The organism is Methanobacterium sp., from assembly GCA_012838205.1.
Lineage (GTDB): Archaea > Methanobacteriota > Methanobacteria > Methanobacteriales > Methanobacteriaceae > Methanobacterium.
Window position 1 is genome coordinate 14,582 of sequence record DUPR01000006.1, and the last position, 16,075, is coordinate 30,656.

Here is a 16,075-nt window from a genome sequence, read left to right on the forward strand (position 1 = left end):
TTTTTTTGGATAATATTATTTTGAGAATTTTCTAAAAACGATACACCAGAAGATATCAATAATAGATGAAAATAATCAAAAATCAACTTTAAAAAACTAAAAATTCGGAAGAAAAAATATTTAAGGAAAAAATTAGCTCATTCTTTCCTTTAATTGTTTTAATTCAGTTATTATTGATGAATTATCCTGAAACTCCATGTTTATGTTACAATCGGGGCATATGAAATTTCTTTCTGATGCTTCTTCAAAATTATAGCGACAACCATTGGGACATACAAAGAACATATTTTCTTCTTCATATTCCAAAGATTGATGTATTTCTTCAGAAAACTTTTCGAACTTCTGAGAAATAATTTCAGCTATTTTTTCCTCTTCAAATCTCCAACTGTAAGTATACCATTGAGTTTCTGGATCCTTACTTCGTTTATAGCTGGCAACTCCAGCATCATATAACTTGTATAAAATTCGTCTAACAATATTTAGTCTAATTTCAGTTTCTTCAGCTATCTCTTCATCAGTGTTTTTGCCATTTAATAAACATTGGATAATGGGGATGCTGTTCTCATGGTCCTTGGTAACATCAATGAGAATTTCCTGCACATTAGGATCTTTAAGCATCGCAGTTCCTCCTTCATGTTTCGAGATTTTTAAGAGCTCTTGTATTTCAGGATCATTTAATTTAAGCATTCTATACCTCCGATACGGAGAGGTACTAATATATCTATAAAATTGATAGGTCAAATCAAGCCATGCTAATTAATTTCACACCCGCTTCGGCGTAAATTAGCTGCCTATAATTTTTAAAGCTAAAATATCTCTCTCCGCCCCTAATAAGACCCCTTCGTGCATGTCAATAAAATCCACGGTTAAGCTAGTGTTCATTGAGGTAAAGCTATATTATGGGTGTCAAAAATATCTTGGGTTAATTGATTATATGAGCCAGATAGTATTTATATTTTTTTAATTAATCTTTATTCGAAAAAAATCCAGTTTGAAAATCATTTTTGTGTAATTAATTAGATTTTCGAACGATTACAGCTGGCATATGAGTTATAGAGTTCAATTTTTCCACAGTAATACCATTTAGGTTTCCATCAGAAAGTTTTTGCATGTCGTAAACAGTTTCCATGTTACTTTCATGGTTTTTCTGACATTCCTCTGCAGCTACAGCTATCTTCATAATATTTTCAATTTTATGGGGTTGAGAAATTGCCAAGGGGGTGGGTCCAATTATTTTACCAACCCGACCCAATAAATATCCAAAAATGCCCATATTATTTTTTATTTGGGGAATAGAAATAGGTAAAGAAGTAAACATGGTTTTTCTAATTTTGTACGTGGCATCAGTATCAATAATCATCACAGTAACTTTTTTACCACTTGTGTCTAAAATTTTTTTTTCCATTACTTCTGAAACACTCTGAGGATCATGAGGTAGTAATGAAACAAGAGTGCCCGGTGCATTACTCAGATCCACTCCTGCTTCAGAAGCTGGTTTAAGGGCATGTTTCCACCCATAGTAATTTAATATAACTTCTTTGTGAGAACGAGCCTCCGGGGGAAGTTTTTTAAGGTTTTTAATTGTCCTTTTTTTTATACGCAGTATCGGACCGAAAATATAGCCCCACAAATATTTAGACCATATCTCTGCCAGGAAATATGCACTGATAGATGGTTTAAATTCTGATTCATCAACTAATCTGCCCTGAGCTATTGATAATGGTGTTTCAGAAACCACTAAAAAATCGTCATCTTTTAAAAATTTCACTGCACCTTCAATAATGACATCATAAGATCCACCCGGATTGATATAATCTGTTTTAATTGGTATGGTGGCTAAATTATTTTTTGATTCAAAATATTCAACATTCTTTGACTGGTGATCCTTATGATATTTATGATTCATTTTATCCTACAATACACTGGAAATCCTTGTTAAATGGGAAAAAAGTTTTTGATACTTTAATTGCATTAATGGCTAATGAAATACCATTTGCTCAGTCAATCATTTCCTTTGACTGGAGGCGCCCATACTTTAAGGTCGATACCTTCAATAATAGCTTGTCTTCCTTCTAATTGAACAACCACACCAGAGTGGACTTTTTGCATCATACAGTGATATGGTAAGAATCGGACTGTTTCTCCCACCCGAGGTAACTTTCCTTCGATAGTTCCCTGGAATCCTCCAACCATGCAAACTCCAATGTCTTTATATTCGAATTCTGCTTCTGAATCAATGCGATGGCAAGGACCCACTAAATGAACTGTGATTAAGCCGTGATTTTCTTCCAGTACCTTGGCAAAATGAATTATAGGACATCCTAAAGGGCGGTATCTTATTATTTCACCGGCTTTAATCTTTTCCCTAGTGAAGGGATATAATGTTTCCCTACATGATTCCTCTCCGTGAAGAGGTTTTAGGATAATATCAGCTTCATAATTATCCATAACTCCTATAATCTTCTTTTCATCAGGAATTACTTTGGTTTCCTTAAGTATTTCCTGAAGTTTAGCGAGATCTTCTTGAAAAATCTCTTGATAAAGAAATCTGCACTTTTCAAGCTGGGTTCTACTTTTTAAAAGTGCTCCTGCAAATTCATCACATCGTGCATATCCGCAGATGCCACAGTTGTAGCCAGGAAGTAACATTAAAACTTTATTTTGTTGAGAAATATCAATGGAACCTTTGTTCATTAAAAACACCTTAAAATGAATTATTCTCCTTCATAACTTTGAAAACCATCTATACGGCGCAGTATACCCCGGTGATATTTCTTGTTAACCTTAGTTTCTCCAACACATAAAGTACAAACAGCCAGTGGTGCAGAATGTCTAAGTTTCTCCTGATCCAGAGATACTTCTTGGGATTTCAAAAATTCATCAGCTAATTCAGCACATCCCTGCCCACTCAAACCGTTAGCTTCTATTATTTTACAATCAGGATTTACTTCCAAAATCCTTTCCCGGAAGATTTCACGTTCTGCTTGTGATATCATGTCTCCTTTAGTGATTACTGCAATATCTGCTGTGCTTAAGAATGGACCAACTTTTAGGGGTGTGTTAGGACCACTGGTGGCATCGATAACGCAGACTCCGAGAGAGTTTTCAGTAAAGGGTGCACAACGGTGACATAAACCAGCAGTTTCAATTACCAATAGTTCTGCTTGGTTTTCATCAGCCCAATTTATCATTTCTTCCAAATTGTAAATTGCGTAGTGATCGGGGCACATGTCCATGGATAGCCCCACTTTAGTGGGAATATTTATTTTGGCAAATTTTCGATCATCATCAGTATAAAGACAATCGATTTTTACTACTGCTGATTTCAATCCCATTTCATTTATGTTTTGCAACGCATGTATTAAAACCGCAGTTTTCCCAGAACCCGGTGTTCCAGCCACAATAACCATTCTCATTAAAAATCACCCTTTTAATAACTATATCAATTTATTCTTTTTCCTAAATTAATTTTTAAGTAAATATAATTACATTTGTTGATTAGATTCTTTAGAATTTATTAATAATGTCATGAAAATAAGTTCATTCCTTGATAAAAATTATTTCAGATTCCATTTTAATTGATTTACTTCACACTGATTTTTTTAAGGATTTTTCTTATAAATCTAAATTTTTTAGGTCAATGTCATCAATAACTTCACCGTTACGTACTTGATCACGTAAACTCAACATTAATCCATCAATTTTATTTAATTTTTGTGACAAAGCCTTTTCTTTCCCAGTAGTTCCCACAACTGATTGCATTCCACCATTTTTCATGACAATTCTCTTATCAGTCATAAGTGCAAGCACAGGATCATGAGTTACTACCATGACAATTTTTCCATGGCCAGCAAGTGCTTCAAGGGCGTCATGTTTCCGTATTCCTGCATTTTCAAGTTCATCAATGAGAACAATAGGTGAATTACTTATTATGGCAACATCGGCTACCATTAAAGCTCTTGATTGTCCACCACTCAGGATTGTCAAGTCATGCTCCTTTTTTATGGGTTCCCCTGTTAGAGTGTTTGCTAATTCAACCACAGCATTTACACATTTACTGTGAGCTCCACGACATTTAGCATGCAAACTTAAAAAGTCGCCAACAGTCATGTCCGCAAGGAAGTTCATATTTTGAGATAATTGAGCCACCATCTTTTTTCTAGGGTTGGTTCGATCCTCGTAGCTGGGTGCTTTACCATTGACCAAAATTTTTCTCTTGGAGAATGTATCTTCCTGGGAAAGCTGTTCAATATCACCTATTAGAGAGCTTTTTCCGCTTCCGGTTGGGCCCACAACTCCAAATATTTCGCCCTTTTTTATTATGACCTTATTTACTGGTTCGGGATTTCCTAGCTTATCAAAACCCCCCATTATTGTTATTTCTTCAATCATCCTAAATTCACCTTTCCCATAGTGTCTCCTCTTAATCCTAGCCGCATGGTTTCCAGAGCTGTGATCTCCTCAGAAGGAATATTACCTAAATTAACATTTGCACCGAACTTTAAAATAAAGTAAACTTGCTGATTTTTCAGTGGTGCCTCCCAAATTATCTTCTCCACTCGTGTACCTTTGACTAATATTTGTAATTCGTCTTCCTTAACTTCACCTTGTTCATCGAAAAGACCTATTCCTTTTCCACCTTCTCGGCCTTCCATGAGTATAAAATCAGCTCCCCACTCTATATCATGATTTACCATTTCTGTCCTGTCATTAATGGTTAATAAATGGTCTTTTCTTGGATCTTTTTTACCTACCTCAGTTATAACTAAATATCCATTGTCCTTCACCATGGAAACTAGTTTTTCCCTTTCTTCTTTGGAGATATCAATAGTTCCATCAGATATTTCTATAGCTCCAAATCCCAGTTTATCGGCCTCATTAAGATAATCTTCCAATTTATTATTAGAATAGGCAATTTCAAAAAGAGTTCCACCAGGATAAGGGATTGTATCATAAGAATGATAGATTTCTACCTTTTCCTTTATCATTTTACGATTGTGGATGGCAGATGTTCCCCATCCAAATTTTGCCAGATCTACATATTTTCCAGATATTTCAAGGAGATCAATAACAGTTACCGGACCCATTCCTTTATCTAACATCATAGTGATTCCAGTGCCTGTTTTAGGGTTGCGTTGAGGCGTTAAAAAATCAAAAGCATTCATTATTATCACTTTTGGAAAAAGATTTTTGGATATTTTAATTGTATTTACTCATTAAAATATATGATCCTATATTTGATTATTCTATAATTAGATCACATCAATATATATTAAATTAGTCCGATATCTAATAAATCTTTTTTAATCACAAATTATACGGAAATAGAGAATATAATTTGAACTTAAACTTACTAATGTATTTTTTAATTTCAATACTCTATTTTTAAAGAAAGATTATAATGAGAATTTAAAAAAAACAAAAGAAATATCATTTATTAATGCCATTATCATTAACAAATATTAAATGAGGGGTAAATATGGAGAAAAAAATAAATTATTTTGAAAACCCAGGTTCTGAAAATACTGAAAAAGTAATAGAGTTAGTTAAGGAAAGAAAAGAAGAATTAGGCATTGAAAACATTGTTGTGGCCTCAGTAACGGGAAAAAGCAGTGTGGAAGTTTCTAATAGCATGCCTGATGCAAATATAATAAGTATCACCCACCATGCAGGATTTAGGGGTGAAGATGAATTAGAACTTCAACAAGAATATGTGGATAAATTAAAACAAAAAGGCATACCCATATATGTGGGTTCGCATTCACTTAGCGGTGTGGGAAGGGGTATTAGTAATAAATTTGGAGGTATCACTCCTGTTGAAATTATTGCCGGTACTTTAAGACTATTTTCTCAGGGAGTGAAGGTTTGTGTTGAAATCAGCATCATGGCTGCAGATGCAGGCCTAATACCCACTGATAAAGAAGTTATCGCCTTGGGCGGAACTGCTGAAGGTGTTGACACTGCAATGGTATTGAAGCCAGCTCACATGGGTAACTTCTTTGACCTACGGATAAATGAAATCATTGCTATGCCCAGACCTTAGAGTCTAATGATTCCAACTGTTGATGTTACCCCCCAATGGTTCGGTTGTCAAAGTTGTGAAATCTGTGTGTTCACAATCACTCCATGGTAAGATGTTGGAGATGATCTTTGGATATTAGTCAAAAATTCTTTGCTTGGTCGTGAATTATTGGTTAAAAAACCGTTGCTTTTAAATATAAGTTAGTACAATAACACATTTAAGATAACTAACATTTGCTGTGGGGGTAGAGATTGAAATCTATTATTGACAATACCATAAAGGAATCCGAAAAAAGAAGGGATAGAAAGACAACCGAAAAGCATCATGGATATGATAGTAGCATCGACCACGAATTAGAAGACATCATTCAACGAAGTCGTGCTAAGATCTGTGTAATTGGAACTGGTGGCGGGGGAAACAATACCGTTTCTCGATTAATGGAGATCGGTATTGAAGGAGCCGAAACCATTTCCATGAATACTGATGCTCAAGATCTATACTACTCAGTCTCCGATAAAAAAATTTTAATAGGTAGAAATACTTGCGGTGGGCTGGGTGCCGGTGGTATACCCGAAGTCGGAGAAGAATGCGCAGAAGAAAGTGATGAAGAAATAAAGGAAAAACTAGAAGGAGCAGACATGGTTTTCGTGACTTGCGGTATGGGTGGAGGAACCGGAACGGGTTCAGCGCCAATTATAGCTAAAATGGCCAAAAAGATCGGTGCTCTTACCATTGCTGTAGCCACAATGCCTTTCAGTGCTGAAGGACTACGTCGAAGGGAAAACGCAGAAAAAGGACTGGAAAAACTCCAGAACGCTGCGGATACAGTTATCGTCATACCTAACGACAAACTTTTGGAAGTAGCTCCAAACTTGCCTATAAACAAGGCATTTATGGTTGCTGACGAACTTCTAGGAAGAGCAGTCAAAGGAATAACCGAGCTCATCACCAAACCAGGATTGGTGAGTCTGGACTTTGCAGATATTAGGAGCATAATGAAAGGGTCCGGCATGGCCATGATTGGAATGGGCGAATCAGACTCAGGGGACCGAGCCATTGAATCTGTGCACGAAGCTCTGAACAGTCCGCTATTGGATTTGGACATTTCCAATGCTAAAGGAGCCCTGATAAACATTTCTGGAAGCTCTGACTTAACTTTAAACGAAGCTGAGAAAGTTGTGCAGATTGTTGCTGACGAACTAGATCCTGATGCTAATATCATCTGGGGTACTCAGATCCAAGAAGAACTGCAAAATACCATCCGCACCACAATTGTTGTGGCTGGAGTCAAATCACCATATATATTTGGCATACATAGCGGAGAACCAGAATACATTGAAGAAAGACATAAAGAAAAAGTGCCAGAATCATCGTTAGAAGAATTCATTGATGGTGTTTTCTAAATAAATCATCTTTCCAAGGGGAAGTAATTGATTAGGGATTATATTCGTTCTCTAACCCCCTTAATTCAACCCTAGTCTGTTCAGTCTTCCCCATGCAAAGGTTTATATGCCCTCGAGGCATAATCTATTTTTATATTATCTAAATTTTTACTTTCTCCTTCTATTGATAACTATGTGAAGTGGGATTTTTATGAATCTAAACAAAGAATCAGTGGCAAATTTTATCAAACAGTGCCAAAGAGTGTTAAAAGTTTCTCGGAAACCGGATAGAGAAGAATTTTTCAATGTGGCCAAAGTAACCGGTATTGGAATAATCCTCATTGGAGTAATAGGTTTTATAATTATAGTAATCAGCCAATTAATTCAAGGTACTGGATAATTAATTTTATTATAAGGTTAGTGATAATTTGATTTATGCAATAAGAACCCTGGTAGGTCAGGAAAAAAATGTGGCCCGAATAATTGCCAGGAACGTTAAAGATAGTGGGATCGGAGTCAGCGCAGTTCTTGTTCCAGAAAGTTTAAGGGGATACATATTAGTTGAGTCATCAACAAAACTCGACTTACAAAACCCTGCATTTAAAGTGCCCCATATGAAAGGAGCAATCGATGGCGAAATCTCCTATGAAGAGATAAAAAGCTTTTTAAAACCAGAACCAATAATAGCTTCCATACAGAAAGGTAGTATTGTAGAACTAATTTCTGGACCCTTTAAAGGAGAAAAAGCGAAAGTTGTTAGGATTGACGAATCCAGAGAAGATGTAGTTCTAGAACTTATTGAAGCTGCAGTTCCCATCCCAGTTACAGTTAAAGGTGATCAAATTAGATTAATACAGAAGGAGGCAGACTAATGGCAACAGAAACCATTGAAATTCTTATAGATGGAGGTAAAGCCACTCCCGGCCCACCACTAGGCCCTGCAATTGGACCCTTAGGTATCAACATGATGCAAGTAGTGGAGCAGATTAACCAGAAAACAGCAGACTTTGAAGGCATGAAAGTACCGGTGAAAATAATAGTGGACACCGAAACCAGAGATTTTGAAGTTAAAGTTGGAACCCCCCCAACCACCGCACTGATCATGGACGAACTAAAGATAGAAAAAGCATCCCAAGACCCTGGAGTAGATAAAGTAGCAGATCTTAAAATCGAACAAGCTTTGAAGGTTGCCAGGATGAAATTTGATGCATTATTATCAGCTGACCATAAAAGTGCCACTAAAGAAGTTGTGGGTACTTGTGTAAGCATGGGTATCACTGTGGAAGGTAAAGACCCACGAGAAGTTCAAAAAGAAATCAATCAAGGTGTTTACGACGACAAATTAGTCGAAAAATCCTAATTGAAAACATCTCTAAAATTAATTCTTGTGAATGATAATCACAAAATTATATTTTAAAAATATAAAACACGACAAAATACAAGAACAAATAAATCCAACCATTAGATTGAACTTTTCACACCAGAAGAGTTCGGAGGAATTTACGTGAAACAAGAGATCTTAGAAGCGGTGAAGAAGGCTAAGGATGAATCCAAGCCGAGAAACTTCACACAATCTATTGATGTGGTCATCACCATCAAAGATTTAGACGTGAAAAAACCCGAAAACCGCATGGACGAGGAAGTTCTTCTCCCTAATGGACGGGGTAAAGATGTTAAAATCGCCTTTATTGCCGATGGTGAACTGGCCTTGCAAGCCAAAAACGCCGGGGCAGATCTGGTCATCAACAAGCCCGAACTGGAAGAAATAGGTAAAGATCGGAAAGAAGCCAAAAAAATTGCCAATAGGCATGATGTTTTTGTAGCTCAGGCCGATATGATGCCCCTTGTAGGTAGATTCTTGGGACCTGTATTAGGACCCCGAAAGAAAATGCCCAAACCAGTTCCAGCCAACATCAAACCCGAACCCATAATGGAGAGGCTTAAAAGCACAGTAAAAGTTAGAATAAAAGACCAACCAGTTATACAGGCATTAGTCGGTACACAGGACATGGATGACGAGCTTATTGTAGATAATATAGAGGCAGTCCTGAACGTGCTGGATCAGAAACTGGAAAAAGGGCGTAGCCAGATAAAATCTATGTACGTGAAAACCACTATGGGCCCTGTAACGAGGGTGATCTAAATGCCACATGTAGCTGAATGGAAAAAAGAAGAAGTTAAAGAGCTAAAAACCCTTATCGAAAGTCATCCTGTGGTTGGAATGGCAGATCTTTCTGACATACCAGCACCCCAACTCCAAAAAATGCGTCAGAGCCTTCGAGGAAGCGCTAAAATCAAGATGTCCAGGAAGACCTTAATGGATCTAGCTTTAAACGATTCTGAAAAAACGAAGGTAGAGGCCCTAACTAACCATATGGATGGTCAGCCCGCCCTGATATTTACTGAAATGAACCCTTTCAAACTCTATAAGATTTTAGAAGGTAGTAAAACTCCGGCTCCTGCTAGAGCAGGGAGTATATCTCTAAATGATATTGTAGTCCCTAAGGGTGATACTGGATTCATGCCTGGACCCATATTGGGTGAGTTGCAGAAGATTGGTATCCCTGCAAAAATCGAAAAGGGAAAAATAGTTATAACCGAAGATAAAACCATAGTTGCAGAAGGAGAGGAGATCTCACGTGACGTGGCCAGTATGCTTACACGTCTGGATATATATCCAATGGAAGTTGGGATCGACTTGAAAGCAGCCTATGAAGATGAAACCATCTACACCTCTGACATCTTAACCATTGACGAGGAACAAACCTTATCGGATGTACAAAAAGCCTACACTCAAGCAATTAACCTATCAATTAATGCAGTAGTTTTCAACAGCGCTTCGACACCAACTTTAATATCAAAAGCAGCTGGAGAAGCATTGAACTTGGCTTTAAATGCAGAAGTTATTACCTCAAAAACAACCGATCTCTTACTGGCAAAAGCCTACTCTCAGATGCTTGCACTTGCTTCTGAAGCAGCAGCCAAAAATGCTGATGCAGTTGATGAAGAACTCAGCAATAAACTAAGTGCAACTGCAAGTGTTACTAAAGCCAAACCATCTGAAGAGGAAAAAAAGGAAGAAGATGAAGAAGAGCAGGAAGATGAAGAGGATAAAGAAGAAGATGCTGCCGCAGGTTTAGGTGCACTCTTCGGATAATTAGCCATTATGTGGCCGTTAAAAGAAATGGAATAAACAAAGTTTTAAGTTCAAATAAAATCCAAATGGATTAAAATGTTTTAAAGTTAAAAAGGACATAATTTGAGGTGATCTCATGGAATATATATACGCAGCAATGTTATTGCACACAGCAGGTCAAGAAGTTAATGAAAAAAGTGTTAAAAAAGTCTTAAAAGCAGCAGGATCAGATGCCGATGAGGCTAGGGTAAAAGCCTTAATTGCAGCCTTGGAAGATGTAGACATTGAAGAAGCAATGGAAAAAACTGCTGTAGCAGCAGCACCCGCATCCGCTGCTAGTGCACCAGTTGCAGAAGAAGAAACTGCAGAAGAAGAAACTGCAGAAGAAGACGACGAAGAAGAGAAAGAAGAAGAAGCTGCTGCCGGTCTCGGCGCACTATTCGGATAATTCTCTCGCAAGCCAGAAGTCTTTTAGACTTTTTGGCTTTTAAATATTTTTTTTAAAAATTGAATAATACTTTAATAGATATATTTACTATATTATTGATTAAACTTATATCAAATTAAAAGCAATGCAAAATATACTAATTAACTATTATGCCAATAAAATATAATAATATAAGCTTAGATTAAAGTATTTATACTCAACATAGTTTGACTGAAATACTAATGCTTATATTTAAATTTTAAGAAATATTCTTGATGATTACCATGTCTGTCCAGTTTAAAAAACTTGGTTACATTAAACAAACTTGTAAAAATTGTGGAAATGATTTTTGGTCTATCAGTGAACGAGAAACATGTGGTGATGCACCTTGTGATGAATATCAGTTCATTGGAAATCCAGCCACATCACAAAGTTATGACTTATTTTCCATCCATGACATATTCATCCGGTTTTTCCAAGAGAGAGGACACACCCCCATAAGAAGATACCCTGTTCTGGCAAAAAGATGGAGAGATGATGTTTTTTTAGTGGGAGCATCTATTTACAACTTTCAGCCATGGGTGACCTCAGGGCAGGTTAAACCACCGGCAAATCCATTAGTGGTGGCTCAGCCTTCAATTCGGCTTAATGATGTAGATAATGTAGGACGAACAGGCAGACACATGACTTGTTTCACTATGGGTGGACATCATGCTTTTAATTCCGAAAATGATCAGATTTATTGGGATGATGAAACAGTAAAATATTGTCATGACTTCATAACTCATCTTGGAATTGATGAGGAAGAAATAACCTTTATTGAATCATGGTGGGAAGGAGGAGGCAACAGTGGACCATGTTATGAAGTATGTGTAAGGGGGGTTGAACTGGCCACCTTAGTTTTCATCCAATATCGCACCACAGCCAGAGGTGAAAGGGAAGAAATCCCTTTAAAAATAGTTGACACCGGTTACGGATTGGAACGATTCGCTTGGATATCCCAAGGAACACCCACCGCTTATGATGCTTCTTTTGGTCCTGTTATTGAAGAACTTAGAGAAATGGCCGGAGTAGAACTAAACCATACAATTTTAGGAGAAAACGCCCAAGTAGCGGGTATGATGGATATTGAGGATATAGCTGATTTGAAAACTTTACGTAGTAGAGTGGCAGAAAGACTGGGAATCACTTTAACAGAGTTGAAAGAAGCTACCGAACCTATGGAAGCTATTTATGTAATTGCAGATCATACTCGCTGCTTAGCATTCATGCTGGCTGATGGAGTAATACCATCCAATGTTAAAGAAGGCTACCTTGCACGATTAATTCTCCGCAGAACAATTCGCTTCATAAAAAAATTAGGACTTAAAGAATCCTTGGGAACTATAATGAATATTCAACTCAATTTTCTCTCCCAAACCTACCCAGAAATTCGTAATCATCAAGAACATATTCTCCATGTAATTGAACTAGAAGAAAAACGTTACCATAAAACCATCCGCAAGGGACATCAGATGGTTAAAAAAAGCATTAAATACCTTAAAAAAGACAAAAAATTTGAAATGCCCCTTGAAATGCTTATTAATCTTTATGACTCCCAGGGTTTGCCACCAGAAACAGTTGCAGAAATTGCAGGAAAACTGGATTTCAAGGTCAAAGTTCCAGATAACTTCTATACTCTAGTTGCAGCCAAACATTCTGAAGAAATTGTTGAAGAAAAAATACCAGTAAAATTAGATTACCCCGAAACTGAACTATTATTCTACGATGATCCTCATAAAACAGAATTTAATTCTAGAATACTCGGATTTTATGAAAATCATATAATCTTAGACAAAACTCTTTTCTATCCAGAAGGAGGAGGTCAACCATCAGATATAGGTTTTTTAGACGTTGCAGGGGAAAAATTAAAGGTATCCCATGCTGAAAAACTCGATGGAATTGTTTTACATCGAGTCAACCAGGAAAAACTGGATAAAATTAAACACCGCACTGGTTCAACAATTAAAGGAAATATTGATTGGAATCGTAGAATTTCCCTGGCTCGAAATCATACTGCCACCCATCTTTTAGTCGCAGCCGCCCGGATGGTTCTAGGAGACCATATATGGCAAGCAGGTGCTCAGAAAGGCGTTAAAAAGTCAAGAATAGATTTATCCCATTATCAACGCATTAATCAGGAAGAACTCGAGAACATTGAGCTCATGGCCAACAGATGGGTTATGGAAAATATTCCAGTGACTACAGAATGGATGGATCGTACTGAGGCTGAGAAAAAATATGGATTCACATTATATCAGGGAGGAGTTGTTCCTGGGAAAAGTATCCGTGTGATTCAGATTCCCGGTGTTGATGTGCAAGCTTGCGCTGGAACTCACTGCGATCAAACCGGGCAGATAGGATTAATTAAAGTAAATCGAACAGAAAGGATACAAGATGGAGTAGAACGTCTTGAATTTTCTGCTGGAGAATCTGCAGTAGAATACATGCAAATAACTGATGCTCTCTTAAATGAAAGTGCAGCCGTCTATAAAGTCGAAGCCAATCAACTGCCAAAAACCAGTGAAAGGTTTTTCACTGAATGGAAAGCATTTAAAAATGAAATTGGGCGATTAAAAGCTCAGATCGCCAATATTAAAACCGAATCGCTAATTGAACAAACTGAAAGTATCAATTCACTTAAATTCCTCGCAGATGAAGTGGATGCAGATATAAGTGAACTGGTTAAAATAGTAACCAAACTCACTGATGATGGTGGAATTGACGTGGTTTTTCTTGGAAATAGTGAAGGGAAAATAGCAGGTGCTGGGTCACCTGAAGCTATAGCTCAGGGTGTGAAAATTAACGAAATAGTTAAAGAAGCCGCTAAAATCATGGGTGGAGGCGGAGGTGGCAAACCACATCTGGCACAAGGGGCTGGAAAAGAGGGCGAAAAGCTCCAAGAAGCCCTTGAATTTGTGCGTGAATCTATAAAGGATGTTTTAGCCCAAAAAAGTCTTAATGGGTTCGGTTAAATTTGATGATTTACCATTATTGTAAGTTCCTATTAAAAGGTGAATGTACTTGAAAAAAACCATTCAAGAAATTAATCATCGGATCTGTGAGGGGAAAGCTACTATTCTTACTGCTGAAGAAGTAACTTGCTTGGTTAAAGATGGTGAAAAACCCCGAGCAGAAGATATAGATGTAGTTACCACTGGAACTTGTGGTATCATGTCTGGAACAGCAGCCATCTTCCATTTGCCTGTTTCAGAACCAGGGACATTTAAAAAAGCAAAAAACATTCTTTTAAATGGTATTCCAGGATTTGCAGGGCCTTGTCCAAATGAATGGTTGGGTTCAGTTGATTTGATGATGTACGGAACCTCCCAAAGTATTTATGATCCCCAATATGGGGGAGGATTCCTATTTGAAGATCTTATCAAAGGAAAAGAAATAGAAATCGAAGTAGAAGATTTGGAAGGAAATATTATAAAATCAACTGCTATTCTAGATGATTTTGGAACTGCTCAGATGATTGGAATCAGGTTCGCCTTCAAAAATTATACTGCATTCATTAATCCAACATCAAACCCCGTTTCATCAATATTCAACGCAGTTGATATGGAAGGTCCGTTTAAAGGAATTTCATTTTCAGGTTGTGGTGAACTCAACCCTCTACAGAATGACCCTAAATTAAATTCTATCCATAGCGGCAGTAAATTGCTCATAAATAACTCTGAAGGATTATTCATAGGCCTTGGAACTCGGAGTAGTCCTGAAAAGCCCAACATGATGATAACCGCGGATATGAAAAAAATGGATCCCTATTATCTGGGTGGTTTCCGCACCGGAGCCGGACCTGAAGTTTACAACAGTGTAGCCACAGCAATACCCATCTTAAATGATGAAATACTGACAAGGACATTCATCAAAAATGAGGACATTATCCTGCCTATTTGTGATATAAAAGGGCGTCACAGTGTTTTAAGCCAAACCACGTATGGGGTGTGGAATAATGTTGATGAAAGACCTATTTTCGAAAAAGACTTGTGTCAACGGTGTGCAACTTGTCTGGTTGAGGAAAGATGTCCAACAAAAGCTTTTCAAAAAAATGAACTTAACCAAGCTAAATGTTTTGGCTGTGGAATGTGCGCCTACTCTTGTCCATTCGGCTCATTCCAGATGGAAAGAGGAACCGTTTTAATGAACTGGAAGGGTGAGATGAAAGAGTTAGAAGTGAGTTGTCGGCAGTCTGACATTAAACGAGCCCGAAAACTAGCAGAAGAACTTAAAAAAAGAATTCAAAACAAAAATTTCATTTTTTAAGCATTCTTATTTACATCCCAATTTTTATGGCATGTTTTACTTTGTTTTATTGATATCGTTTGAAATAACTTTATATTTACCCATTAAAAGTCCATTAATGGTATTGACATTGGTTAAAACACCTTTTAAACCAGAATTAAAGTCAATGATATTAAAACCAATTCTAACACCTTTTTCTATAATTTCGGGGCATGAATTTCCACTTACAGAATATCTTCAGATTAAATCTTTTTTTTTTAAGTTCTTCAAAGCTTGTGGTTTTACCTAACCCTGTCTACAGTTATTAGAGTCTTCATTTTTTTGAAATTAACTAATAAATTCTTATAAAAACTGAAAATGAAGAAAATTTTTAATTATCATAAATATGAGGATATCTAAATTTTAGTAGAAAAGAACACAAATCCCATTACAAATCCAAAAAGGAGTGCTATTATTAAAAGAAGCATTATTGTTCCCCATATAGAACTCTCACTTTCTACGGATTCATAGTATTCATCTAGGTCATAGCCTCTCTGATATTTTTTCTGAGGTTTTTTTTGATGGTTCCTTTCCCATTTCTGGTTGTTGTTTTGGTTTTGATATTTATCATGTTGATATTCAGACTCAGTGTAGTCCACTTGGTCCAGATCATAGGGTGAAGTTCTCGATTCCTCAGTTTCCCTATATTCGCCCCTTAGATATCTCTTCTTCAAGGGTTTGTATTGGGAGTTAAATAGTTCCATTCCGCATTTAGGACAATAAGTCTCCCATTTTTTTATTTTAGCACCGCAGTTTTCACATTTCATCCTGAACCTCATTTA

The 16,075-nt window shown here is 36.9% G+C and carries 18 protein-coding genes; 10 read left to right on the forward strand and 8 right to left on the reverse strand.

Annotated elements, in window-relative coordinates:
• Positions 1-132 precede the first annotated feature (132 nt).
• From tfe to comA, 6 genes are all read right to left on the reverse strand, one after another.
• Entirely contained in the window at positions 133-618 is a 486-nt protein-coding gene (tfe, locus tag GXZ72_00920; protein ID HHT18116.1) for a transcription factor E, read from the reverse strand.
• A 394-nt stretch (positions 619-1,012) separates the two neighbouring features.
• Positions 1,013-1,906, reverse strand: a complete 894-nt coding sequence (locus GXZ72_00925) for a gamma-glutamyl ligase (GenBank protein HHT18117.1) — start codon at positions 1,904-1,906, stop codon at positions 1,013-1,015.
• A gap of 95 nt (positions 1,907-2,001) precedes the next feature.
• The gene (locus GXZ72_00930) at positions 2,002-2,694 is read right to left on the reverse strand and encodes a hypothetical protein (GenBank protein HHT18118.1); all 693 of its coding nucleotides are present in this window, start codon (positions 2,692-2,694) and stop codon (positions 2,002-2,004) included.
• A 20-nt stretch (positions 2,695-2,714) separates the two neighbouring features.
• Positions 2,715-3,416, reverse strand: coding sequence for a hypothetical protein (locus GXZ72_00935; GenBank protein HHT18119.1), 702 nt, complete (start codon positions 3,414-3,416; stop codon positions 2,715-2,717).
• 199 nt (positions 3,417-3,615) lie between these two features.
• Positions 3,616-4,392: an ATP-binding cassette domain-containing protein gene (locus GXZ72_00940; GenBank protein ID HHT18120.1), complete on the reverse strand. Its 777-nt coding sequence runs from the start codon at positions 4,390-4,392 to the stop codon at positions 3,616-3,618.
• Entirely contained in the window at positions 4,389-5,165 is a 777-nt protein-coding gene (gene comA / locus GXZ72_00945) for a phosphosulfolactate synthase (GenBank protein ID HHT18121.1), read from the reverse strand. The genes GXZ72_00940 and comA overlap by 4 nt, the downstream gene beginning before the upstream one ends.
• Before the next feature lie 314 nt (positions 5,166-5,479).
• Between comA and GXZ72_00950 the strand changes: the two genes are divergently transcribed.
• The 10 genes from GXZ72_00950 to GXZ72_00995 all read left to right on the forward strand — a co-directional run bounded on the left by GXZ72_00950 (position 5,480) and on the right by GXZ72_00995 (position 15,275).
• A complete protein-coding gene (locus tag GXZ72_00950; GenBank protein ID HHT18122.1) occupies positions 5,480-6,043 on the forward strand; it encodes a hypothetical protein in 564 nt (187 codons plus the stop codon).
• Between the two features lie 230 nt (positions 6,044-6,273).
• Complete coding sequence (gene ftsZ, locus GXZ72_00955; GenBank protein ID HHT18123.1) at positions 6,274-7,425, forward strand: cell division protein FtsZ; 1,152 nt, start codon at positions 6,274-6,276, stop codon at positions 7,423-7,425.
• Between the two features lie 190 nt (positions 7,426-7,615).
• Entirely contained in the window at positions 7,616-7,804 is a 189-nt protein-coding gene (locus tag GXZ72_00960) for a protein translocase SEC61 complex subunit gamma (GenBank protein HHT18124.1), read from the forward strand.
• A 28-nt stretch (positions 7,805-7,832) separates the two neighbouring features.
• Positions 7,833-8,276: a transcription elongation factor Spt5 gene (locus GXZ72_00965; protein HHT18125.1), complete on the forward strand. Its 444-nt coding sequence runs from the start codon at positions 7,833-7,835 to the stop codon at positions 8,274-8,276.
• Positions 8,276-8,764: a 50S ribosomal protein L11 gene (locus tag GXZ72_00970; GenBank protein HHT18126.1), complete on the forward strand. Its 489-nt coding sequence runs from the start codon at positions 8,276-8,278 to the stop codon at positions 8,762-8,764. Before GXZ72_00965 ends, GXZ72_00970 begins: the two co-directional genes overlap by 1 nt.
• Before the next feature lie 144 nt (positions 8,765-8,908).
• Positions 8,909-9,547 (forward strand): 50S ribosomal protein L1, encoded by a 639-nt coding sequence (locus GXZ72_00975; protein HHT18127.1) that lies wholly within the window; start codon positions 8,909-8,911, stop codon positions 9,545-9,547.
• A complete protein-coding gene (locus GXZ72_00980) occupies positions 9,548-10,561 on the forward strand; it encodes a 50S ribosomal protein L10 (protein HHT18128.1) in 1,014 nt (337 codons plus the stop codon). It abuts the gene before it with no gap.
• A gap of 115 nt (positions 10,562-10,676) precedes the next feature.
• A complete protein-coding gene (rpl12p, locus tag GXZ72_00985; protein ID HHT18129.1) occupies positions 10,677-10,988 on the forward strand; it encodes a 50S ribosomal protein P1 in 312 nt (103 codons plus the stop codon).
• A 254-nt stretch (positions 10,989-11,242) separates the two neighbouring features.
• Positions 11,243-13,981: an alanine--tRNA ligase gene (gene alaS / locus GXZ72_00990; GenBank protein HHT18130.1), complete on the forward strand. Its 2,739-nt coding sequence runs from the start codon at positions 11,243-11,245 to the stop codon at positions 13,979-13,981.
• Between the two features lie 43 nt (positions 13,982-14,024).
• Entirely contained in the window at positions 14,025-15,275 is a 1,251-nt protein-coding gene (locus tag GXZ72_00995; protein ID HHT18131.1) for a methanogenesis marker 16 metalloprotein, read from the forward strand.
• A gap of 36 nt (positions 15,276-15,311) precedes the next feature.
• Here GXZ72_00995 and GXZ72_01000 read toward each other — a convergent pair whose 3' ends face one another.
• Positions 15,312-15,458, reverse strand: coding sequence for a hypothetical protein (locus GXZ72_01000; protein HHT18132.1), 147 nt, complete (start codon positions 15,456-15,458; stop codon positions 15,312-15,314).
• Between the two features lie 191 nt (positions 15,459-15,649).
• On the reverse strand, positions 15,650-16,060 hold the full coding sequence (locus GXZ72_01005) for a zinc ribbon domain-containing protein (GenBank protein ID HHT18133.1): 411 nt from the start codon (positions 16,058-16,060) through the stop codon (positions 15,650-15,652).
• Between the last annotated feature and the right edge of the window lie 15 nt (positions 16,061-16,075).